Origin of the sequence: Buttiauxella gaviniae (assembly GCF_040786275.1) — a bacterium.
Classification (GTDB): Bacteria; Pseudomonadota; Gammaproteobacteria; order Enterobacterales; family Enterobacteriaceae; genus Buttiauxella; species Buttiauxella gaviniae_A.
The window spans coordinates 372,588-394,363 of record NZ_JBFMVT010000002.1; the positions used below are offsets into that span (position 1 = coordinate 372,588).

17 protein-coding genes are annotated in these 21,776 nt (G+C 51.5%); 10 read left to right on the top strand and 7 right to left on the bottom strand.

From position 1 onward, the window contains the following. Positions 1–3 precede the first annotated feature (3 nt). Entirely contained in the window at positions 4–1,911 is a 1,908-nt protein-coding gene (locus AB1E22_RS02465; protein ID WP_367593928.1) for an ABC transporter ATP-binding protein, read from the bottom strand. A 4-nt stretch (positions 1,912–1,915) separates the two neighbouring features. Beyond that, positions 1,916–4,033 carry a bifunctional 23S rRNA (guanine(2069)-N(7))-methyltransferase RlmK/23S rRNA (guanine(2445)-N(2))-methyltransferase RlmL gene (gene rlmKL, locus AB1E22_RS02470; protein ID WP_367593929.1) on the bottom strand — a complete coding sequence of 706 codons (2,118 nt, stop codon included), beginning with the start codon at positions 4,031–4,033 and terminating at the stop codon, positions 1,916–1,918. 111 nt (positions 4,034–4,144) lie between these two features. On the opposite strand from rlmKL, the gene AB1E22_RS02475 reads away from it, so the two are divergent. After that, entirely contained in the window at positions 4,145–5,257 is a 1,113-nt protein-coding gene (locus tag AB1E22_RS02475; protein ID WP_367593930.1) for a YcbX family protein, read from the top strand. On the opposite strand, the gene zapC is transcribed toward AB1E22_RS02475, so the two are convergent. Together zapC and pyrD are read right to left on the bottom strand one after the other, a co-directional pair. Then, complete coding sequence (gene zapC / locus AB1E22_RS02480; protein WP_367593931.1) at positions 5,254–5,796, bottom strand: cell division protein ZapC; 543 nt, start codon at positions 5,794–5,796, stop codon at positions 5,254–5,256. The genes AB1E22_RS02475 and zapC overlap by 4 nt on opposite strands. 163 nt (positions 5,797–5,959) lie before the next feature. Continuing rightward, on the bottom strand, positions 5,960–6,970 hold the full coding sequence (gene pyrD, locus AB1E22_RS02485; RefSeq protein ID WP_367593932.1) for a quinone-dependent dihydroorotate dehydrogenase: 1,011 nt from the start codon (positions 6,968–6,970) through the stop codon (positions 5,960–5,962). 269 nt (positions 6,971–7,239) lie between these two features. Here pyrD and ssuE point away from each other — a divergent pair, with 269 nt between their 5' ends. The 5 genes from ssuE to ssuB are packed head-to-tail and all read left to right on the top strand — an operon-like array spanning position 7,240 to position 11,490. Beyond that, positions 7,240–7,815 (top strand): NADPH-dependent FMN reductase, encoded by a 576-nt coding sequence (gene ssuE, locus AB1E22_RS02490; protein ID WP_367593933.1) that lies wholly within the window; start codon positions 7,240–7,242, stop codon positions 7,813–7,815. Beyond that, positions 7,808–8,776 carry a sulfonate ABC transporter substrate-binding protein gene (locus AB1E22_RS02495; RefSeq protein ID WP_367593934.1) on the top strand — a complete coding sequence of 323 codons (969 nt, stop codon included), beginning with the start codon at positions 7,808–7,810 and terminating at the stop codon, positions 8,774–8,776. Before ssuE ends, AB1E22_RS02495 begins: the two co-directional genes overlap by 8 nt. Then, entirely contained in the window at positions 8,773–9,918 is a 1,146-nt protein-coding gene (gene ssuD / locus AB1E22_RS02500) for an FMNH2-dependent alkanesulfonate monooxygenase (RefSeq protein ID WP_367593935.1), read from the top strand. Before AB1E22_RS02495 ends, ssuD begins: the two co-directional genes overlap by 4 nt. A 10-nt stretch (positions 9,919–9,928) precedes the next feature. Beyond that, positions 9,929–10,720, top strand: a complete 792-nt coding sequence (ssuC, locus tag AB1E22_RS02505) for an aliphatic sulfonate ABC transporter permease SsuC (protein ID WP_367593936.1) — start codon at positions 9,929–9,931, stop codon at positions 10,718–10,720. Continuing rightward, a complete protein-coding gene (gene ssuB, locus AB1E22_RS02510) occupies positions 10,717–11,490 on the top strand; it encodes an aliphatic sulfonates ABC transporter ATP-binding protein (protein ID WP_367593937.1) in 774 nt (257 codons plus the stop codon). The genes ssuC and ssuB overlap by 4 nt, the downstream gene beginning before the upstream one ends. An 89-nt stretch (positions 11,491–11,579) precedes the next feature. Here ssuB and pepN read toward each other — a convergent pair whose 3' ends face one another. Continuing rightward, the gene (pepN, locus tag AB1E22_RS02515; protein ID WP_367593938.1) at positions 11,580–14,192 is read right to left on the bottom strand and encodes an aminopeptidase N; all 2,613 of its coding nucleotides are present in this window, start codon (positions 14,190–14,192) and stop codon (positions 11,580–11,582) included. 349 nt (positions 14,193–14,541) lie between these two features. Between pepN and pncB the strand changes: the two genes are divergently transcribed. From pncB to AB1E22_RS02535, 4 genes are all read left to right on the top strand, one after another. After that, complete coding sequence (pncB, locus tag AB1E22_RS02520; protein ID WP_367593939.1) at positions 14,542–15,744, top strand: nicotinate phosphoribosyltransferase; 1,203 nt, start codon at positions 14,542–14,544, stop codon at positions 15,742–15,744. A gap of 174 nt (positions 15,745–15,918) precedes the next feature. Further along, the gene (asnS, locus tag AB1E22_RS02525; RefSeq protein ID WP_367593940.1) at positions 15,919–17,319 is read left to right on the top strand and encodes an asparagine--tRNA ligase; all 1,401 of its coding nucleotides are present in this window, start codon (positions 15,919–15,921) and stop codon (positions 17,317–17,319) included. Positions 17,320–17,914: 595 nt separating this feature from the next. Beyond that, positions 17,915–19,075, top strand: a complete 1,161-nt coding sequence (locus tag AB1E22_RS02530; RefSeq protein ID WP_367593941.1) for a porin — start codon at positions 17,915–17,917, stop codon at positions 19,073–19,075. A gap of 188 nt (positions 19,076–19,263) precedes the next feature. Then, complete coding sequence (locus AB1E22_RS02535) at positions 19,264–20,454, top strand: amino acid aminotransferase (protein ID WP_367593942.1); 1,191 nt, start codon at positions 19,264–19,266, stop codon at positions 20,452–20,454. 81 nt (positions 20,455–20,535) lie between these two features. Here AB1E22_RS02535 and AB1E22_RS02540 read toward each other — a convergent pair whose 3' ends face one another. Then, a complete protein-coding gene (locus tag AB1E22_RS02540; RefSeq protein WP_367593943.1) occupies positions 20,536–21,183 on the bottom strand; it encodes an MBL fold metallo-hydrolase in 648 nt (215 codons plus the stop codon). Positions 21,184–21,223: 40 nt separating this feature from the next. Next, on the bottom strand, positions 21,224–21,772 hold the full coding sequence (locus tag AB1E22_RS02545; RefSeq protein ID WP_367593944.1) for a DUF882 domain-containing protein: 549 nt from the start codon (positions 21,770–21,772) through the stop codon (positions 21,224–21,226). Between the last annotated feature and the right edge of the window lie 4 nt (positions 21,773–21,776).

The window sequence follows — 21,776 nt, forward strand, 5'->3', positions numbered from 1 at the left end:
GCGTTACGCGCCGTTTTTCAGAGCTTCCAGATATTCCCAGCGCTCAAAAGCCTCTTCCAGTGCTTTTTCTGCTGTACTCAGGTCGCTCAATGTTTTTTGCGTGACATCGTGAGGCTGGTTAAAGAACTCAGCATCGCCGACTTTGGCCTGTAGCGCTTCAAGCTCCGCCTCAAGTTGTTCAAGACGTTGTGGTAATTGCTCTAATTCGCGTTGCAAGTTATAGCTTAGCTTGCTACTTGCGCGTTTAACAACTTCCGCTTTTGCTGCAGGGGTGTTTTGCGCTTTATCTGCTACAGGCTGGCGCAAAGATTGAACTGATGCCTGCTGGCCTTTGGCATCGTGGTAGCCGCCCACGTAGCGACCAATTTTACCTTCGCCTTCAAAAATCCAGCATTCGGTAACCGTGTTATCCACAAATTGACGATCGTGGCTCACCAACATTACGGTGCCCTGGTAGCCGTCAATCAGCTCTTCAAGCAGTTCGAGCGTTTCGACATCCAGGTCGTTGGTCGGTTCATCGAGAATCATTAAGTTACTTGGTTTCAGGAACAAACGCGCTAACAGCAGACGGTTTCGTTCCCCACCTGACAGCGCACGCACCGGCGTCATCGCACGTTTTGGATGGAACAAGAAGTCCTGCAGATAACCCAGCACATGGCGCGGCTTACCGTTTACCATCACTTCCTGTTTACCTTCAGCCAGGTTGTCCATTACCGTACGGTCTGGGTCAAGCTCTGCACGGTGCTGGTCAAAGTACGCCACTTCCAGTTTTGTGCCGCAATGGACGCGCCCGCTATCCGCTTTCAACTGATCTAGCATCAGTTTCAGCAGCGTCGTTTTGCCACAGCCGTTTGGCCCTACCAACGCAATTTTGTCGCTGCGTTGAACCTGGGCTGAGAAGTCTTTCACCAGCGCACGTTGGCCGATGCTGTAGCAAACATCTTCCATTTCAAAGACAATTTTACCTGAGCGAGCCGCTTCTTCGACCTGCATTTTGGCGCTGCCCAACACTTCACGGCGTGCGCTACGCTCGTTACGCATCGCTTTTAACGCACGCACGCGGCCTTCATTACGCGTACGGCGAGCCTTGATGCCCTGGCGAATCCAGACTTCTTCCTGCGCCAGCTTGCGATCGAACTCGGCGTTTTGCAGGTCTTCAACGCGCAGCGCTTCTTCTTTTGCCAGCAAATACTGATCGTAATCGCCCGGATAAGAAACCAGTTTGCCACGGTCAAGATCGACAATACGGGTCGCCATATTGCGGATGAATGAACGGTCGTGGGAAATAAAGACGATGCTGCCCTGGAACTCCTTCAGGAAGCCTTCCAGCCAGTCAATCGCTTCAATATCCAGGTGGTTCGTCGGTTCATCAAGCAGCAGTACGCGCGGCGAACTGACCAGCGCGCGGCCCAGCGCGGCTTTACGTAGCCAGCCGCCGGAGAGCGCAGACAGCTCGGTGTCAGCATCCAGGCCCAGTTGCAGCAGCACTTCATTGATGCGGCTTTCTAACTGCCAGAGATTCTGGTTATCCAGGATTTCCTGAATACGCGCCATCTCGTTGAGATTTTTATCGCTCGGGTCGGTCATCACTTTATGGGAAATATCGTGATACGCCTTGAGGTGCTCAGCCTGTTCTTCAACGCCTTCAGCCACGAAATCGTAAACGGTTCCCGCCACGTTACGCGGTGGATCCTGCTGCAAACGCGCAACGATCAGATCCTGTTCGTAGATCATGCGCCCGTCATCTAACGGCACTTCACGATTGAGGATCTTCATTAGCGTGGATTTACCCGCGCCGTTACGGCCAACTAAACAGACACGTTCGTTTTCTTCGATATGGAGTTCGGTGTTATCTAATAACGGTGCATCGCTAAACGACAACCAGGCACCGTGCATACTAATTAATGACATGAAATTAATCCTTGGCTACGTGAGTCACGAGCCAGCAGTTATGAATTTGGCGATTACGGGCAAAGTCCTGAGACAGGGTTTTCTGCGTGATTTCCTGCGCGTTTAAGCCCAGGTTAGCCAGCCCGTCAAAGTCCATTTTGAAACCGCGTTTGTTGTTGGAGAACATAATGGTGCCGCCGTGGCGCAACAGGCGTTTGAGGTCTTTCATCAACACCAGGTGGTCGCGCTGGACATCAAAAGATTCTTCCATACGTTTTGAGTTTGAGAACGTCGGTGGATCGATAAAAATCAGATCGAACTGTTCATCGGTTTCACGCAGCCAGCCCAGGCAGTCGGCCTGAATCAGACGGTGAGCACGGCCACTCAAGCCGTTAAGACGCAAGTTACGCTCAGCCCATTCCAGATAAGTACGGGACATATCCACGGTGGTGGTCGTTTTCGCGCCGCCAAGACCTGCGTGAACGGTTGCACTCCCGGTATAAGCAAACAGGTTAAGGAAGTCTTTCCCTTTACTCATTTTGCCCAGCATATGGCGCGCAATACGGTGGTCGAGGAACAAACCGGTATCAAGATAATCTGTCAGGTTAACCCACAGGCGAGCGTTATATTCGCTAACCTCCATGAAGTCGCCCTTCTCGTCCATTTTCTGATACTGACTTTTCCCTTTCTGACGCTCACGGGTTTTCAGAATTAAACGGTTAGACGGCAATTCCAGAACGGAAAGCGTGGCAGCAATCACATCGAACAAACGCTGACGCGCTTTATTGGCATCAACGGTTTTCGGTGGCGCATATTCCTGAACCACAACCCATTCGCCGTAGCGATCAACCGCAACGTTATATTCTGGCAGGTCTGCATCGTAAATTCGGTAGCATTCGATACCTTCCTGACGCGCCCATTTATCCAGTTTTTTGATATTTTTGCGCAGACGGTTAGCGTAATCATCAGCAATCTGACCCGATGCCGCACTGGTGCTGTTTTCTGCCAGTTGATAATTCTTCTGCACACAATCCAGCGGGCCGTTTTTCGCTTTAAACTGGCGCTCCGCGCGCAATTGCAGGCAGCTCAGCAAATCCGGTGACGCGCTAAACAGGGAGAGATTCCAGCCGCCAAAATGGTTCTTCATATTGCGGCCTAACAAACTGTGCAGGGCGATCAATGCAGGTTCGCTATCCAGACGTTCGCCGTATGGTGGGTTGCTGATAACCGTCCCCACTGGCCCTTCCGGCAGTGGATTGCTCAGCTTAGCGACGTCTTTCACATCATAGCTGATGATATCGGCCAGGCCCGCACGGCGGGTGTTGGCGCGAGCGCGTTCAATAACGCGTGAATCGTTATCAGAACCATAGAAACGAGAGGTGTAGTCGCCCAGGCCTTTACGGGCGCGAACCTGTGCTTCGGTGGTGATCTCTTTCCACAACTCCACATCGTGATTTGCCCAGCCCAGGAAACCCCAGTGCTTACGGTGCAGACCCGGTGCGCGATCGGTTGCAATCATCGCCGCTTCAATCAACAGCGTGCCGGAGCCACACATTGGGTCGAGCAACGGTGTACCCGTCTGCCAGCCTGAACGCATCACAATAGCAGAAGCCAGCGTCTCTTTAATCGGTGCCGCACCGGTGCTGTCACGGTAACCACGCTGATGCAGGCCTTCGCCGCTCAGATCCAGCGCAATACTTGCGGTGTCTTTATTCAGCCAGACGTTAATGCGCAGATCGGGCTGTTCACGCTCAACGTTTGGACGCGGCAGATTTTTACGTGTAAAGGAGTCAACAATCGCATCTTTTACTTTTAGCGCGCCGTACTGGCTGTTACGGATCACTTCGTTCAGGCCGCTGAAATGTACAGCGAAGGTGGCATCTGGCCCAAACAGCGCAGGCCAGTCGATGGTTTGCACACCGAGGTACAAATCCAGGTCGCTGTAAACTTTACATTCGTTTAATGGCAGCAGAATGCGGGACGCAAGGCGGCTCCACATCAGGCTTTGATAGAGCAGACGTGAGTCCCCCTGGTAATGTACGCCGCCCTGAACCACCTGGCATGCTTGCGCCCCAAGGCCCTCCAGTTCAGTTTTTAATAGCTCTTCAAGCCCACGCGCCGTACTGGCAAACAGAGAATTCATATCGTCACTTATCAGGTGTAAAAAGAAAATTGTGGCGCATTATAGCCAATCCGCCACGCATGTCATAAAGTTGGCCTCTTTATTCTTCTTTATTTAACCACGGAGGGCGCAATGATCACCTTATCCCAACTTTATATTCATCCGGTGAAATCAATGCGTGGGCTTGCGCTCTCACACGCTCAGGCTTCCACCAGCGGTTTAGCTTTTGATCGCATTTTTATGGTGACAGAGCCAGACGGCACTTTTATTACCGCACGGCAGTTTCCGCAGATGGTGCTGTTTACCCCCGCCATCACGCATGATGGTTTATTCCTCAGCGCCCCGGACGGCAGCTCCGCCACCGTTCGCTTTGCCGATTTCCAGTCAGAAGCCGAGCCCACTGAAGTTTGGGGTAATCACTTCACCGCACAAATAGCGCCGGATGAAATTAACCAATGGCTTAGTGGCTTCTTTTCACGCCCTGTTCAGCTTCGTTGGCTGGGGGAAATTTTAACCCGCCGCGTTAAACGTCATGAAGACGTGCCGCTCTCCTTTGCCGACGGTTTTCCTTTCTTGCTGGCTAATGAAGCCTCGCTGCGCGATTTGCAAAACCGCTGCCCGGCAAGCGTGAAGATGACGCAGTTTCGCCCAAATATCGTGATAACCGGCGCGCAGGCGTGGGATGAAGACACCTGGCAGGTGGTGCGCATTGGTGATGTGACCTTTGATGTCGCCAAACCCTGCAGCCGCTGTATTTTCACCACCGTGAGTCCGGAAAAAGGCCGCAAACATCCTTCCGGCGAGCCGCTAGCAACCCTGCAACGTTTCCGTACCGCGCTGGATAATGGTGATGTAGATTTCGGGCAAAATCTGATCGCCCGTAACAGCGGCATTATTCGCGTGGGTGATGAGCTTGAAGTGCTGAAAACAAAACCCGCCAGAGTCTACGGCGCGGGAGCCGTGGCTGAAGATCTTGAGCCCTTCGAGCAGCTAGAAAGTAGCGTAGCTATCGACTGGCAGGGCCAACCCTTTCGCGGCAACAATCAACAAGTTTTGCTTGAGCAGCTTGAACAACAAGGCATCCGGGTGCCCTATTCTTGCCGGGCCGGGATCTGCGGCAGTTGCAGAATTAAACTCGTTAGCGGCGAAGTGAAAGCGTTAAAGAAAAGCGCTATCAGCGATGACGGCACTATCTTATGTTGTAGCTGTATTCCGGCGGGTGATTTGGAATTAGCGGGGAATTAAACGGCTTTATCCAGACTGAGGTCGTGGCTTACGGGTTGTGGCCTTAATCTGTCGTTCATTACTTTAATGGCATCACCAAGCTGCATGGTTCGGCCAGCGAGTTGTAAACCGGGCTGAGCCAGTAAACAGAGCGCTGCGTTATCGCCGGTTTCCACCACCAGCAAATTCACCTGCTGCATATCATCGCTTAGCCACACGCAGGCGGCATCGCCTGGAATTGGCTGCCAGCAATCACCATGAGAAATAAAGTGCCAGCTTTTTGGCATTTGCGGTTTGAGATAGCGGATCGCGACGAGCGCATTTAATACCAGCTCGGCACGCTGCTCTTTACTTAAAATAAGATCGCGACATTTTTCTTCAAAGGAGAAGTACAGAGCGGCATCATCAACACAAAAACCCGTGTTTTCAAAGGCATCGGGGGTCAACATTTTACGCGGGAAACGTGAACGAAATAGCATGCCATTGGCTAAATCGAGCATCATACGATCGTGCTCTTCGTCGTAATACCAACGCCAATTATCGTCCGGTTTTATCCGCATAACTATTTGCCCTTTCGTTTATTCCTACGATTTAAAACATCCTTAACGCCGCTTCGTTAATGAACACATTAATAAAAGACTAATATGTATAAATAAGCAACAGTCGTGGAATATAAAACAACCAGGGCGGAAAATAAAGCCCTGGTTGTCTGAAAAGATACCGTTAGAGATGAGTAACGATTTCTTTAATCAGCGGTGGGCCTTTAAAAATGAAACCGGAATATATTTGCACTAATGATGCACCCGCAGCCATCTTCTCGCGTGCAGCAATCACCGAATCAATACCGCCCACGCCAATAATCGGCAAGCGGCCATTTAATTCCTGCGACAGGCGACGGATAATTTCTGTGCTCTTCAATTGCACCGGACGGCCACTTAATCCCCCCGTTTCATCGCAATATTTCATGCCCTGAACCAGGCTGCGATCCAATGTTGTATTGGTCGCAATTACGCCGTCAATATTATGGCGAACTAAACTGTCAGCAACCTGGATCAATTCTTCTTCGGAAAGATCCGGCGCGATCTTCACCGCTACAGGCACATATTTGTGATGCAATTCCTGAAGCGCCTGCTGCTTATTTTTGATTGCTGATAACAGATCGTCTAACGCTTCACCGTATTGTAGCGAGCGTAATCCTGGCGTATTTGGCGAAGAAATATTGATCGCGATATAACCCGCATAAGGATAAATTTTATCCATGCAGATCAAATAGTCATCTTTGCCTTGCTCAACCGGCGTGTCTTTATTCTTGCCGATATTAATGCCTAATACCCCATCAAAATGGGATTTTTTAACATTCTCAACCAGGTTATCAACGCCGTGGTTATTGAAGCCCATTCGGTTGATCAGACCTTCCGCCTCAACCAGACGGAAAATACGTGGCTTATCATTACCGGGCTGAGGGCGCGGCGTTACGGTCCCAATTTCAATGGAACCAAAACCCATTGCACCCAGCGCATCAATGCACTCACCGTTTTTATCCAGACCTGCGGCAAGGCCTAACGGGTTCTTAAAGGTCAGCCCCATGCAGGTGACAGGTTTAGACGGCACATTTTGCCGCACCAGCCACTCGAGAGGTGTACCTGTTACACGACGCAATTGCTGAAATGTCACTTCATGAGCGCGCTCAGGATCGAGCTGGAAAAGGGCTTTACGAACGAAGGGGTAGTACATGAACACTCCAGAATTCCCAGTATGCAAACTGGGGCGATATTATTAACGATAACGCCTCTCAATGGAATTGACCTGCAACAAAAAAGCCCGAATCAGCGCAAACGTTTTCTTCCCTTCTCTTTATGCCGCCCAAAAAAGTCCTCTATTTGCGTTTTCTGGCAATGGATTACCGGATAAATCATTTAATGGAAAAGCACTTCTGCGCGAATATCACACTCAATTGTTATCAATGTTACCTAAAAGCAAACATTTAGTTATAAGGAAACAATATGCGTGTGATAACCCTTGCAGGAAGCCCCCGCTTCCCATCCCGTTCCAGTGCGCTGCTGGAATATGCCCGCGAAAAATTAAGCGCTCTGGATATTGAGGTGTGTCACTGGCATCTACAAAACTTCGCCCCCGAAGATTTGCTGTACGCCCGTTTTGATAGCCCGGCGTTATTAGCCTTAATAGAACAATTAGAACAGGCTGACGGCGTGATCATTGCGACCCCTGTTTATAAAGCGTCGTTTTCCGGTGCGCTGAAAACGCTGCTCGACCTACTGCCTGAACGTGCGCTGGATAAGAAAGTGGTGCTCCCTTTAGCCACTGGCGGCACCGTGGCGCATATGCTCGCGGTGGATTACGCACTAAAACCTGTGCTTAACGCCCTGAAAGCTCAAGAAATTCTGCACGGCGTATTTGCCGACGACAGCCAGGTTTCTGATTACCAGCACAAACCCGTATTCAGTAACAACTTACAACAACGCCTCGATAACGCGCTGGAAACCTTCTGGCAAGCGCTGCATCGCCGCGATTTTATTGTCACGTCCCCTTTTAATACTCAAGGAGCTGTCCATGTTTAATCTCTTAAAACGCACGGCTCCGTGGCTGATGCTCACGGGAGCCCTGAGCCTGAGCGCAACGATTCATGCCGCCGAAACAGGCCCCGATCAGTTACGCATCGGCTATCAAAAAGGGTCGGTGAGTATGGTGCTGGCAAAAAGCCACCAACTGCTGGAAAAAGAGTATCCGCAGACCAAATTTCAGTGGATTGAATTCCCGGCCGGCCCACAAATGCTCGAGGCGCTGAATATCGGCAGTATCGATCTGGGCAGCACAGGCGATATTCCGCCAATCTTCGCTCAGGCGGCGGGGGCGGATCTGGTATACATCGGCTCTGAACCAGCCAAACCGAAAGCCGAAGTCATTCTGGTGCCGGAGAACAGCCCGCTGAAAAGCGTCGCCGACCTTAAAGGGCATAAGATTGCCTTTCAGAAAGGCTCCAGTTCACATAACCTGGTATTAAGAGCGCTGCAAAAAGCAGGGCTGAAATTTACCGACGTTCAGCCCGCTTATTTAACCCCTGCCGATGCCCGCGCCGCCTTCCAACAAGGCAACGTTGATGCTTGGGCGATTTGGGACCCGTACTACTCCGCAGCTTTGTTGAACGGCGGCGTTCGCGTGTTAACCGATGGCAGCGAACTGAATCAGACCGGATCGTTCTATCTCGCCTCTCGCCCATACGCGGAAAAAAATGGGCCATTCCTGCAAAACGTTCTGAAAGCATTTAGTGATGCCGATGCGTTAACCCGCAGCCAGCGCGATGCAAGCGTGGCGCTGTTAGCAAAAACCATGGGATTGCCGGAAAACGTTATCGCCACCTATTTCGACCACCGTCCACCAACGGTCATTACTCCTGTCAGCGCTGAGACAGCCGCCAAACAACAGCAAACGGCAGATCTGTTTTATGACAACCATTTAGTGCCAAAGAAAATCGATATTCGCACCAGAATCTGGCAACCCACTGAAGGAAACAAATCATGAGCTTAAATTTATTCTGGTTTTTACCTACTCATGGCGATGGCCACTACTTAGGCAGCAACGATTCTGCCCGCCCGGTTGACCACGGTTACCTGCAACAAATTGCTCAGGCAGTAGACAGATTAGGCTTTACCGGCGTGCTCATCCCAACGGGCCGCTCATGCGAAGATGCCTGGCTGGTTGCAGCATCCATGATTCCTGTGACGCAGCGTTTGAAATTCCTTGTGGCGCTGCGCCCAAGCGTAACGTCCCCAACGGTTGCAGCGCGTCAGGCAGCCACCCTTGACCGTCTTTCAAACGGACGGGCTTTGTTTAACCTGGTGACGGGCAGCGACCCGGAAGAGTTAGCCGCTGATGGCGTATTCCTCAATCATCAGGAGCGTTACGAAGCATCGGCCGAATTTACCCATATCTGGCGACGCCTGCTGGAAGGCGAAACGGTGAATCACGAAGGCAAACATATTCAGGTGAAAGGGGCGAAATTACTGTTCCTTCCTGTTCAGCAACCGCGTCCGCCGCTCTATTTTGGCGGCTCATCAGATGTCGCGCAGGATCTGGCAGCCGAACAGGTGGATTTATATCTGACCTGGGGCGAACCCCCGCATTTAGTCAAAGAGAAAATCGAGCAAGTGCGTGCGAAAGCCGCAGCCCACGGGCGCACCGTCCGGTTCGGTATTCGCCTGCATGTGATTGTGCGCGAAACCAATGAAGAAGCCTGGGATGCCGCTAATCGCCTTATTTCTCAGCTTGACGATGAAACCATCGCCAAAGCCCAGGCAGCCTTTGCCCGCACCGATTCCGTCGGCCAGCACCGTATGGCGGCGCTGCACGGCGGCAAGCGTGACAATCTGGAAATCAGCCCGAATCTGTGGGCGGGTGTGGGTCTGGTGCGCGGAGGCGCCGGTACGGCACTGGTAGGCGATGGACCAACGGTCGCGGAACGCATTAACGAATATGCAGCGCTGGGGATCGACAGCTTTATTCTCTCTGGCTACCCGCATCTGGAAGAGGCTTATCGCGTGGGCGAACTGCTGTTCCCGCACCTTGACGTTTCTATTCCGCAAATCCCGCAACCGCGCCAGATTCAGGAAAAAGGCGAAGTCGTGGCAAATGATTTTATCCCACGCAAAGTGGCACAAAGCTAAGGAATCGCCCATGACACCTTCAACGCACAAATTGTTGTTGAGACTGGCCCCGTGGGCACTGCCGGTTGCGGTTATCGCAATCTGGCAGCTCTCCTCAAGCGCGGGTTGGCTTTCGACCCGCATCCTCCCTTCTCCGGAAGGGGTGGTCATCGCGTTCTGGAATCTTTCAGCCAGCGGTGAATTGTGGCAGCACCTGGCTATCAGCTCATGGCGTGCGGTGATTGGTTTCAGCATTGGCGGCTCTTTGGGGTTAACCCTGGGCCTGATTAGCGGCCTGTCACGCTGGGGCGAGCGCCTGCTGGATAGCTCGATTCAGATGCTGCGCAACGTTCCACACCTGGCGCTTATCCCACTGGTCATTCTCTGGTTCGGCATTGATGAATCAGCAAAAATTTTCCTGGTGGCCCTCGGCACGCTATTCCCGATCTACATCAACACCTGGCACGGCATCCGCAATATCGACCAGGGATTGCTGGAGATGGCGCGCAGTTATGGTTTATCCGGCTTCAGCCTGTTCGCGCAGGTGATACTCCCGGGCGCGTTGCCTTCGATAATGGTCGGGATCCGCTTCGCTCTGGGGCTGATGTGGCTGACCTTAATCGTGGCAGAAACCATTTCTGCTAACTCCGGGATTGGCTACCTGGCGATGAACGCACGTGAATTCTTGCAAACCGATGTTGTGGTGGTCGCCATTATTCTGTACGCCCTGCTCGGCAAACTCGCTGATATCAGCGCGCAATTACTCGAACGTGTCTGGCTGCGCTGGCACCCGGCGTACCAGTTACAGGAGGAGAACGCATGAATACCGCTCGTTTAAACCAGGGGACTCCCCTACTCCTTAACAGCGTGACTAAACGCTACGGCAATAAAACGATTCTCGATGAACTTGAGCTCCATATTCCTGCCGGGCAATTTGTTGCGGTAGTTGGGCGCAGCGGCGGGGGCAAAAGTACATTGCTGCGTTTGCTGGCCGGGTTGGAAAACCCCAATGGCGGCTCACTTATTGCCGGAAATGCGCCCTTGCGCGAAAGCCAGGACGAAACGCGTTTAATGTTTCAGGACGCCCGTTTGTTGCCATGGAAATCGGTGATTAACAATGTTGGCCTGGGGCTTAAAGGCAACTGGAAAGAGGCGGCGACCAGGGCGCTGGAAGCGGTAGGCCTTGCGAATCGCGCAACAGAATGGCCAGCGGCACTTTCCGGCGGCCAGAAGCAGCGTGTGGCACTCGCTCGCGCCCTGATTCATCGCCCGCGTCTTTTACTGCTCGATGAACCTCTGGGTGCGCTGGATGCGCTGACGCGTATCGAAATGCAGGAGTTAATTGTTTCGCTGTGGCAGGAGCACGGTTTTACGGTGTTGCTGGTGACGCACGATGTGAGCGAAGCCGTCGCTATGGCGGATCGGGTTTTACTGATTGAAGAAGGGAAGATTGGCCTCGACCTGACCGTTGATTTACCTCGCCCACGTAAGCTCGGCTCTGTCCGGCTGGCTGAACTGGAAGCGCAGGTATTGGAACGCGTGATGAAGCGGCAGGTGGTGGAAGAACCGGAGCGCGTGGTGCGCACCGGTTAAGAGAGCGTCGGGTGACGCTGTCGCTTACCCGACCTACATCGGGTTCGTAGGGTGGATAAGCGATAGCGCCATCCACCTTACAAGTCCTTTTACGCCAATGCCTTAGTGATTTTCTCGAACAGATCGCCCGACAAATTCTCCAGCCCTTTTAGTTGCTCCAGCGCCGCACGCATCATCTCCTGACGTTTCACGTCGTAGCGTTTGAGGCGAATCAATGGCTCAATCAGACGCGACGCCACCTGCGGGTTACGGTGGTTCAACTCACTGAGCATTTCCACCATAAATTGATACCCGCTGCCATCAAGTGCATGGAATGCAGACGGGTTACCCGCAGCAAACGCGCCAATCAGCGAACGAACGCGGTTTGGGTTGCTGATGCTAAATGAACGGTGGTTCAACAATTCACGCACTTTGCTCAGCGTATCTGCGGCCGGGCTGGTGGCTTGCAAGACAAACCATTTATCCATGACCAGACCGTCCTGATGCCATTTCTCATCAAACGCGGCCAGCAGTTCTGCACGACATGGCAATTGTGCGGCAACAGATGCAGACAAGGCGGCAATAGAGTCCGTCATGTTATCTGCACTTTCATACTGCTTACGCACCAGTTGCTCCGCAAGCTGTTGCTCGCCGAAAGCCAGATAACGCAGGCAAGTATTGCGCAGCGCACGTTTGCCGATATCCGCATGTTCAACGCGATAAGCATCGAGTTTGTTGGCGTTGTAAACCGCGAGGAATTCGTCAGCCAGTTCGTTTGCCAGCGTGCGGGTCAATGCTTCATGCACGGCAGCGATCGCCTGCGGATCGATTTTCTGGAACAGCTCGGCAATTTCATTTTGCGACGGCAGCGTCAGAATTTCTGCCGCCAGCGCCGGATCGATTTTCTCATCAAGCAGAATGGCGCGGAACGCATCGGCAACGTGCAGCGGCAGCGATAACGGCTGACCCTGCTGGCTACGGTTTACATTCAGTTTGATGTAGGTTGCCAGCAGACTTTGCGCGGCGTCCCAACGGGAGAAATCGTTACGCGCATGGCGCATCAGGAATGTCAGTTGCTGATCGCTCCATTTGTACTCCAGTCTCACCGGCGCTGAGAACTCACGCAGTAAAGACGGAACCGGCTGGAAATAGACATTATCAAAGACAAATGTCTGTTCGGCCTGGGTCACATTCAGCACATGGTGAATCGGGTGACCATTTTTTTGCAGCGGAATGACTTTGCCTTCGTTGTCATACAGTTCGATATCGAACGGAATATGCAGCGGCTGCTTTTCTTGCTGCTCAGCGGTTGGCGGCGTCGTCTGGCTGATGGTCAGCGTGTACAGCTCTTTTTCCGGATCGTAGTCATCACGAACGGTGACTACTGGCGTACCGGCCTGGCTGTACCAACGGCGGAAGTGTGACAGGTCAACATTCGACGCATCTTCCATCGCCTGAACGAAATCATCGCAGGTCGCAGCACTACCGTCATGGCGCTCAAAATAGAGCTGCATGCCTTTCTGGAAATTCTCTTCGCCAAGCAAGGTATGCAGCATGCGGATAACTTCAGACCCCTTCTCATACACCGTCAGAGTATAGAAGTTATTCATTTCAATAACTTTATCCGGGCGAATTGGGTGCGCCATCGGGCTTGCATCTTCAGCAAACTGCATCGCACGCATGGTGCGCACGTTTTGAATGCGGTTAACCGCGCGAGAACCCAGGTCAGAGCTAAATTCTTGATCGCGGAAAACAGTCAGCCCTTCTTTCAGGCTTAGCTGGAACCAGTCGCGGCACGTTACGCGGTTGCCGGTCCAGTTATGGAAATATTCGTGACCGATAACACGCTCAATATCGAGATAATCTTTATCCGTCGCCGTTTCCGCTCGCGCCAGCACATATTTAGAGTTAAAGACGTTCAGGCCTTTGTTCTCCATCGCGCCCATATTGAAGAAGTCCACGGCGACAATCATGTAGATGTCGAGGTCGTATTCCAGGCCGAAACGGGTTTCATCCCATTTCATCGAGGCTTTCAGAGAGGTCATCGCCCAGCTTGCGCGATCTAAATTGCCGCGGTCGACAAACAGTTCCAGCGCCACGTCACGGCCTGAACGCGTTTTGAAGGAATCGCGCAGCACGTCGAAATCACCCGCTACCAGCGCAAACAGATAGCAAGGTTTCGGGAATGGATCTTGCCACTGCACCCAGTGGCGGCCATTATCCAGCTCGCCTTCGGCAATGCGGTTACCGTTAGATAAAAGGAAAGGATATTGTTTTTTATCGGCGATGATTTTGGTGGTGAAGCGCGCCAGAACGTCTGGTCGATCAAGATACCAGGTAATGTGGCGGAAACCTTCGGCCTCACACTGAGTACAAAGCGCATCGCCAGAAAGGTAAAGACCTTCCAGCGCGGTATTCGTTGCAGGGCTGATTTCATTCACGATGGTCAGCGTGAAGGTTTCCGGCAGTGATTCAATGATCAGTGCACCCTCTTCCTGGTGATAATTTTCCCAGGCGGCACCGTTAACATCGATTGAAACCAGCGTCAGATCCTCACCGTCAAGACGCAAAGGCGCATCTGCCGCGCCCAGGCGGTTAATTTGACTAACGGCGGTGACCAGGGTTTTTGTGGCATCAAGGTCAAAGGTCAAATCGATATCGGTAATCGTGTAATCCGGCGCACGGTAGTCGTGGCGATATTTGGCTTGTGGCTGTTGTGTCATAAAAAACCTTATACATCATCGGTAAGTTTGCGGAGTTCAGTCTATTCCTGTTGCCCTGATGTTGCCACGCAGAATCATCATCTTTTCTGGGCTTCTCACATGAATTTCAACATTGTTATAACAAGCGGCACGAATTGCCATCGACCATCACGAAATGTTCGTTATAACCTAAATAATTCGAGTTGTGGTTAGACGGTAAGTGAGTGCAGCCAACACCCCCACAGCTCGAAGTATGACGGTTATATTGTGATCCGGGTTTAATAAACAGATAATCAGGGTATACTCCTGCGTCTTTTATCTGCTTAGCCCTTGATGGAAACGCTCCTGTGAGAGGATGCTGCAACGCGCCATGACACGACACGCTTCCCCGATTTTGCAAACGCTTCTGGATACTGACGCCTATAAGCTTCATATGCAGCAGGCGGTATTCCACCGTTATCACGACGTGAGCGTCGCGGCCGAGTTCCGTTGCCGCGGTGACGATCTGCTGGGTATTTATGCAGATGCCATCCGTGAACAGGTTGATTTAATGCAGCACCTCGCGCTTACCGACGAGGAGTTTGTTTTCCTGAACACTCTGCCTTTCTTTAAAGCAGATTATCTCACGTGGCTGCGTACTTTCCGCTACGACCCCACTCAGGTGCATATCAGCAATAACAACGGTCACTTAGACATCCGTCTGACCGGTTCATGGCTGGAAGTGATTATGTGGGAAGTACCTTTGTTGGCGGTGATAAGCGAAGTGGTGCATCAACACCGCTCGCCTGGCGTCACCCCGCAAATGGCGCTGGAACACCTGGAAAGCAAACTAGTTGAGTTCAAAGAACTGACGGCAGATATCGATCTGAGCGCATTCCGCCTGATGGATTTCGGCACGCGCCGCCGTTTCTCTCGTGAAGTGCAGGAGGCTATTGCGAGCCGTCTGCAACAAGAAACGTGGTTTGTGGGTACCAGCAACTACGATTTAGCGCACCGCTTGAATTTAACCCCAATGGGCACTCAGGCGCACGAATGGTTCCAGGCGCATCAACAAATTAGCCCGGTTCTGGCGAATAGCCAACGCGCGGCGCTTCAGGCCTGGCTTGATGAATATCCTGATAAACTCGGCATCGCGCTGACCGACTGCATCACCATGGATGCTTTCTTACGCGACTTTGACCTGTCGTTCGCAAGCCTTTATCAAGGGCTGCGTCATGATTCCGGGGATCCGGTTGAATGGGGCGAAAAAGCAATCGCTCACTACGAAGCGCTGGGCATTGACCCGAAAACCAAAGTGCTGGTGTTTTCCGATAATCTCGATTTACCGAAAGCCATTGAGCTTTATCGCCATTTCTGCACGCTTGTAAATCTGAGTTTTGGCATTGGTACCCGTCTGACGTGCGATATTCCGCAGGTTAAGCCACTGAATATTGTTATCAAGCTGGTGGAGTGTAACGGCAAGCCGGTCGCCAAACTTTCTGACAGCCCCGGCAAAACCATTTGCCACGATAAAGCCTTCGTACGCGCACTGCGTAAAGCCTTCGATTTACCGCAGGTTAAAAAAGCCAGCTGATTCAAATAAAACCCATAAACCGAAACTATCCGGTTTATGGGCCTCTTCTGCCTCTTTATTTCATATCCGGATGCGATTTCTGCTTGTCTGATTGCTCGCGACAGGTAACATAGATAACCCCCGATTGTGGGTAATTATTTTTTTTGTCACTGACTAATTAATAGAGAGAAAAATATGAGCGTTGTGCCTGTAGCCGACGTACTCCAGGGCCGCGTAGCCGTTGACCAAGAAGTCACCGTGCGCGGATGGGTGCGTACTCGTAGAGATTCAAAAGCTGGTATCTCCTTCCTCGCCGTCTATGACGGTTCCTGCTTCTCTCCTGTACAGGCCGTCATTAATAATTCTCTACCTAATTACAATGATGACGTACTGCGCCTGACCACCGGCTGCTCCGTTGTGGTCACCGGTAAAGTTGTAGAGTCTCTCGGTCAGGGCCAGAGCTTTGAAATCCAGGCCACCGACGTGGAAGTCACCGGTTGGGTTGACGATCCGGATACTTACCCAATGGCGGCAAAACGCCACAGCATTGAATATCTGCGTGAAGTTGCCCACTTGCGTCCGCGCACCAACATGATTGGCGCTGTCGCTCGCGTGCGTCATACCCTTGCGCAAGCATTGCACCGGTTCTTCCATGAGCAGGGTTATTTCTGGGTTTCTACTCCGCTGATTACCGCCTCTGATACCGAAGGCGCAGGCGAGATGTTCCGCGTTTCTACGCTCGACCTCGAAAACCTGCCGCGCACCGATGCAGGTAAAATTGATTTCGATAAAGACTTCTTTGGTAAAGAAGCGTTCCTGACCGTATCCGGCCAGTTGAACGGCGAAACCTATGCGTGTGCGTTGTCCAAGGTTTATACCTTCGGCCCAACTTTCCGCGCAGAAAACTCCAACACCAGCCGCCACCTGGCGGAGTTCTGGATGCTCGAGCCAGAAGTGGCTTTTGCTGACCTGAACGACGTAGCAGGCCTGGCTGAAGCGATGCTGAAGTATGTCTTTAAAGCCGTACTGGACGAGCGCATGGATGATATGCAGTTCTTCGCCGAGCGCGTTGACAAAGATGCAGTGGAACGTTTACAGCGCTTCATCGAAGCTGACTTTGCCCAGGTTGATTACACCGACGCGGTTACAATTCTTGAAAACTGTGGTCAGAAATTCGAGAACCCCGTTTACTGGGGCGTAGATCTCTCCTCCGAGCATGAACGTTATCTTGCTGAGCAGCACTTCAAAGCGCCAGTGGTAGTGAAAAACTATCCGAAAGATATTAAGGCGTTCTATATGCGCCTTAACGAAGACGGTAAAACCGTTGCCGCAATGGACGTATTAGCGCCGGGTATCGGTGAAATCATCGGGGGTTCTCAGCGTGAAGAGCGTCTGGATGTGCTGGATGCGCGTATGGCTGAGATGGGTCTGAATAAAGAAGACTACTGGTGGTACCGCGATCTGCGTCGTTACGGCACTGTTCCGCACTCCGGTTTCGGTCTTGGTTTTGAGCGTCTGATTGCCTATGTGACCGGCGTTCAGAACGTTCGTGATGTGATTCCATTCCCACGCACACCACGCAACGCGAACTTCTAAGCCGTCAGATTTATTAAGGCCAGCCTCGCTGGCCTTTTTTGTACCTGTTACCGCAACGTCTTTTTTCTTCAACGAACGTTAAACAAACGTCAATTTCAACCCTATTCCGCAACTCCCCCGTTACCAATTGTGTCTGTGAAACAGACAAACACAAAATAACCTTACTTTTCGCTGGCGCACGCATTTTATTAGCGGGCTTAGCATATTTGCGTCATTTTTGCACAGATGTCTGGACATCTAAAAATGACTCAAAGAATGTACAAATGTTAATGAAAAGTATGACCACTTTTCAGTTATGCGAATTAAACATAAGTAATTCATATATATATGTTAAGGAAGTTGGTTTTTTATACGAAGCGGCGAAGAAGTTTGAGGTGGTTCACAAAGTTCCATAAAATACATATTTAGTTACATATACTTTCTTTTTGTAACTCACTCTCGATGTTTGTAGCACTTTCTGGCTAGCGAAACGGTTTCATGGATGGAAAGATGCCTGACAGATACAGAAAGACACCAAACTCTCATCAATAGTTCCGTACAGAATTATTGACGGCAGTGGCAGGTGTCACAAAAAAACTAATGAGGGTAATAAATAATGATGAAGCGCAATATTCTGGCAGTGGTTATCCCTGCTCTGCTGGTAGCCGGTGCAGCTAACGCTGCAGAAATCTATAACAAAAACGGCAACAAACTGGACTTCTACGGTAAAGCTGTAGGTGAGCATCAGTGGACAACTGAAGGCAAAAGCAATAACAACGACAGCACCTATGCCCGTGTTGGCTTCAAAGGTGAAACCCAGATCAATGACCAGATGACTGGTTACGGTCAGTGGGAATACAACATGAACGCTTCCAATGCGGAAGGCGCTCAAAGCACTGCAACCCGTCTGGCATTTGCTGGTCTGAAATTTGGTGATGCAGGCTCCCTGGATTACGGCCGTAACTACGGTGCAATCTACGATGTAGCTGCTTACACTGATATGCTGGTTGTATGGGGCGGCGACTCTTGGGCTGCTACCGACAACTTCATGAACGGCCGTACTACTGGCGTTCTGACCTATCGTAACAGCAACTTCTTCGGTCTGGTTGATGGTCTGGCATTTGCAGTTCAATACCAAGGCAAAAACGAGCGTAGCAACCCAATTGCAGCTACCTATAACGAAGATGGTTCCGTTAAAACTATCGGTTACGGCGGCAACGGCGCTAAAGCGAACGGCGAAGGCGTAAGCACCGCGGTAACTTATGACTTGGGCGAAGGCTTCAGCGTTGCAGCTGGTTATGAAAATGCTGACCGTACTGATGAGCAAGTTGCTGCTGGCAACAGCGCTAACTGGGCAAGCGCTAACGGTAGCCGTGCTGAAGCATGGTCAACCGCTGCTAAATACGATGCAAACAACGTATACGCTGCAGTTATGTATGCTGAAACTCAGAACATGACTCGTGAAGCTGACAACAACTTCGCAAACAAAACTCAGAACATCGAAGCTGTGGTTCAATACCAATTCGACTTCGGCCTGCGTCCATCTGTAGGTTACGTGCAGTCTAAAGGTAAAGACCTGAAAGCACGCGGTGGCTTCGGCGGCGGCGATGCTGACCTGGTTAAATACGTAGAAGTGGGTGCATGGTACTACTTCAACAAAAACATGAACGTATACGCTGCATACCAGTTCAACCTGCTGGACGACAACAGCTACACTGCTCAGTCTGATGTTAATACTAACGATCTGGCAACTGTTGGTATCGTTTACCAGTTCTAATTATCCAGCAACGTTGGTTGCAGGATGGTTTAAAAACAGGGCTTCGGCCCTGTTTTTTTATGCCTGAAAAGCAGGAAAAATTAACTTGTGACGAGCCCTGTCTCTTTTTGTTGCAAACGGTTGGCATTTGCTAAAACAGCAGTTAACCTGAGAGCGTTACTCCCTCGATATCAAAATGGAAACTCGTCATGTTTGAGAACATTACCGCTGCCCCAGCCGATCCCATTCTGGGTTTGGCCGATCTGTTTCGCGCCGATGACCGTCCGACAAAAATTAACCTCGGCATTGGTGTTTATAAAGATGAAACGGGTAAAACGCCGGTTTTGACCAGCGTTAAAAAAGCAGAGCTTTATCTGCTGGAAAATGAGAACACCAAGAACTATCTCGGTATTGACGGTATCCCAGAATTTGGCCGTTGCACCCAGGAATTACTGTTCGGGAAAGGTAACGCGCTGAGTGCATCCAAACGCGCTCGCACTGCACAAACGCCAGGCGGCACCGGTGCCCTGCGTGTGGCTGCAGATTTCCTCGCTAAAAACACCACCACGCAACGTGTTTGGGTGAGCAATCCTAGCTGGCCGAACCATAAGAGTGTCTTTAACTCTGCCGGTTTAGAAGTGTGCGAATATGATTATTATGACGCCCAGAACCACTCTCTGAATTTCGAGGGTCTGATCAACAGCCTGCAAGCTGCCCAGGCGGGCGACGTGGTGCTGTTCCACGGATGCTGCCATAACCCAACCGGTATCGATCCAACGGCTGAACAGTGGAAAGTGTTGGCAGAAATGTCACAGGCTAAGGGTTGGCTGCCGCTGTTCGACTTCGCCTATCAGGGCTTTGCTCGCGGTCTGGAAGAAGATGCCGAAGGTCTGCGTATCTTTGCCGCAAGCCATCAAGAGCTGATTGTTGCCAGTTCCTATTCTAAGAACTTTGGCCTCTACAATGAGCGCGTAGGCGCCTGTACGCTGGTTGCTGCGGATGCCAATACCGTCGACCGTGCGTTCAGCCAAATGAAATCTGTGATTCGTGCAAACTACTCTAACCCACCAGCCCACGGTGCTTCCGTTGTTGCCACAATCCTGAGCAACGAGGCCCTGCGTACTATCTGGGAGCAAGAGCTGTCCGACATGCGTCAGCGCATTCACCGTATGCGTCAGCTGTTCGTGAATACTCTGCAAGAGAAAGGGGCGAACCGTGACTTTAGCTTTATCATCAACCAGAACGGCATGTTCTCGTTCAGCGGCCTAACCAAAGAGCAGGTGCTGCGTTTACGTGAAGAGTTTGGTGTATATGCCGTAGCATCCGGGCGCGTCAACGTTGCAGGCATGACGCCTGACAATATGGCCCCGCTGTGTGAAGCGATTGTCGCTGTACTGTAAAATGAACGAGAGTTGCCGGATGTCACTACGCGAATCCGAGCGACAAAATTAAAAAGAGCCGCACTAGCGGCTCTTCTCGTTTTACCAGACCGGTAATTCGTCCTGCAGGAACGGATTGTGCAGTCGCTCGTAGCCAAGCGTAGACAACGGCCCGTGACCTGGAATAAACGTCACATCATCGCCCAGCGGCAGCAGCTTACGTTTAATAGAATCGATTAACGCCGCGTGGTCACCCCGTGGGAAATCGCTACGCCCCACTCCGCCTTTGAAAATCACATCACCGGAAATCAGTAACTGGGATTGCGCGTCAAAGAAAACGACGTGGCCTGGCGTGTGGCCCGGGCAATGCAACACCTGTAAAGTGACATTCCCTACTGAAACCGTCTCACCCTCATTTAGCCAACGGTCAGGCGTCAACGGCAAGCACTCTTCAAGGCCAAACATCTGGCTCTGCGCAGGTAGACCCTGCAACCAAAATTCGTCTTCTTTTTCCGGCCCAACCACGGGTACGCCGTAATGCTCAGCCAGTTCAGCCGCCGCACCTACGTGGTCAAGATGACCATGCGTTAACAGGATCTGCGTTAGCGTTACGCCTTTCGCCGCAACCTGCTGCTTGATCTTTTCAGCTTCACCGCCTGGGTCAACCAGCGCTGCCTGTTGAGTTTCTTCACACCAAATCAGCGAACAGTTTTGGCCGAAAGCGGTGACCGGAATAATGTGATAGTTCATGATGCTCCAATACCGGCAGCACTCGCCGGATTCCGTTGTTTTACCAGTGCCTTAGTGGCCCGGTATCAATATGCACAAAGTTGCTGCTTGGGTAGTATCCTACACCACCCGCGCGCATAGATAATGCTGCTTTGCGAACATTGCTTAACGAAATCCCTTCAATATGGAAATCCATCGCCTGGCCTTTGGTGTGATAGCTCTTTTTCGCTACACCTCGACTATGGGCGCGGAGTTCATTGTTCGTATCCAGGGAACGATAGCCGGATACCAACTGCACCGGTTTATTGGTTCCTAATAAACCCTGCAGGCGGTAAAGCTGGTCGAATAATTTCGGGTCGATGGATTTAATCTTATTCGCGCGAAAATCACGGAAGAAATGATTGAGCCTTGCTAATTCGTCCTGAATATAGCCTTTACCATCGAAAAATTCGGCTTTCAGTGACTCGCCTGTATGCAGGTTATTAAGAGTCAGAATGCGCGGGCGCGGTGTTGAGAGTGTGGCAAACGCTTGCTTTGGGAGCAGAGCGGCACCTAAAGCCACGCCACCCAACGCCAGCAGCTTGCGGCGGTTTGCGTCAAATTTGTCCATGATG

Coding starts and splice junctions, on each gene's coding strand:
- zapC (WP_367593931.1), bottom strand. CDS start 5,796: ATGCGGATAAAACCGGACGATAATTGGCGTTGGTATTACGACGAAGAG.
- pncB (WP_367593939.1), top strand. CDS start 14,542: ATGACACGACACGCTTCCCCGATTTTGCAAACGCTTCTGGATACTGAC.
- rlmKL (WP_367593929.1), bottom strand. CDS start 4,033: ATGAATTCTCTGTTTGCCAGTACGGCGCGTGGGCTTGAAGAGCTATTA.
- pepN (WP_367593938.1), bottom strand. CDS start 14,192: ATGACACAACAGCCACAAGCCAAATATCGCCACGACTACCGTGCGCCG.
- ssuE (WP_367593933.1), top strand. CDS start 7,240: ATGCGTGTGATAACCCTTGCAGGAAGCCCCCGCTTCCCATCCCGTTCC.
- ssuC (WP_367593936.1), top strand. CDS start 9,929: ATGACACCTTCAACGCACAAATTGTTGTTGAGACTGGCCCCGTGGGCA.
- ssuD (WP_367593935.1), top strand. CDS start 8,773: ATGAGCTTAAATTTATTCTGGTTTTTACCTACTCATGGCGATGGCCAC.
- ssuB (WP_367593937.1), top strand. CDS start 10,717: ATGAATACCGCTCGTTTAAACCAGGGGACTCCCCTACTCCTTAACAGC.
- pyrD (WP_367593932.1), bottom strand. CDS start 6,970: ATGTACTACCCCTTCGTTCGTAAAGCCCTTTTCCAGCTCGATCCTGAG.
- AB1E22_RS02545 (WP_367593944.1), bottom strand. CDS start 21,772: ATGGACAAATTTGACGCAAACCGCCGCAAGCTGCTGGCGTTGGGTGGC.
- AB1E22_RS02540 (WP_367593943.1), bottom strand. CDS start 21,183: ATGAACTATCACATTATTCCGGTCACCGCTTTCGGCCAAAACTGTTCG.
- AB1E22_RS02475 (WP_367593930.1), top strand. CDS start 4,145: ATGATCACCTTATCCCAACTTTATATTCATCCGGTGAAATCAATGCGT.
- AB1E22_RS02535 (WP_367593942.1), top strand. CDS start 19,264: ATGTTTGAGAACATTACCGCTGCCCCAGCCGATCCCATTCTGGGTTTG.
- AB1E22_RS02530 (WP_367593941.1), top strand. CDS start 17,915: ATGATGAAGCGCAATATTCTGGCAGTGGTTATCCCTGCTCTGCTGGTA.
- AB1E22_RS02465 (WP_367593928.1), bottom strand. CDS start 1,911: ATGTCATTAATTAGTATGCACGGTGCCTGGTTGTCGTTTAGCGATGCA.
- AB1E22_RS02495 (WP_367593934.1), top strand. CDS start 7,808: ATGTTTAATCTCTTAAAACGCACGGCTCCGTGGCTGATGCTCACGGGA.
- asnS (WP_367593940.1), top strand. CDS start 15,919: ATGAGCGTTGTGCCTGTAGCCGACGTACTCCAGGGCCGCGTAGCCGTT.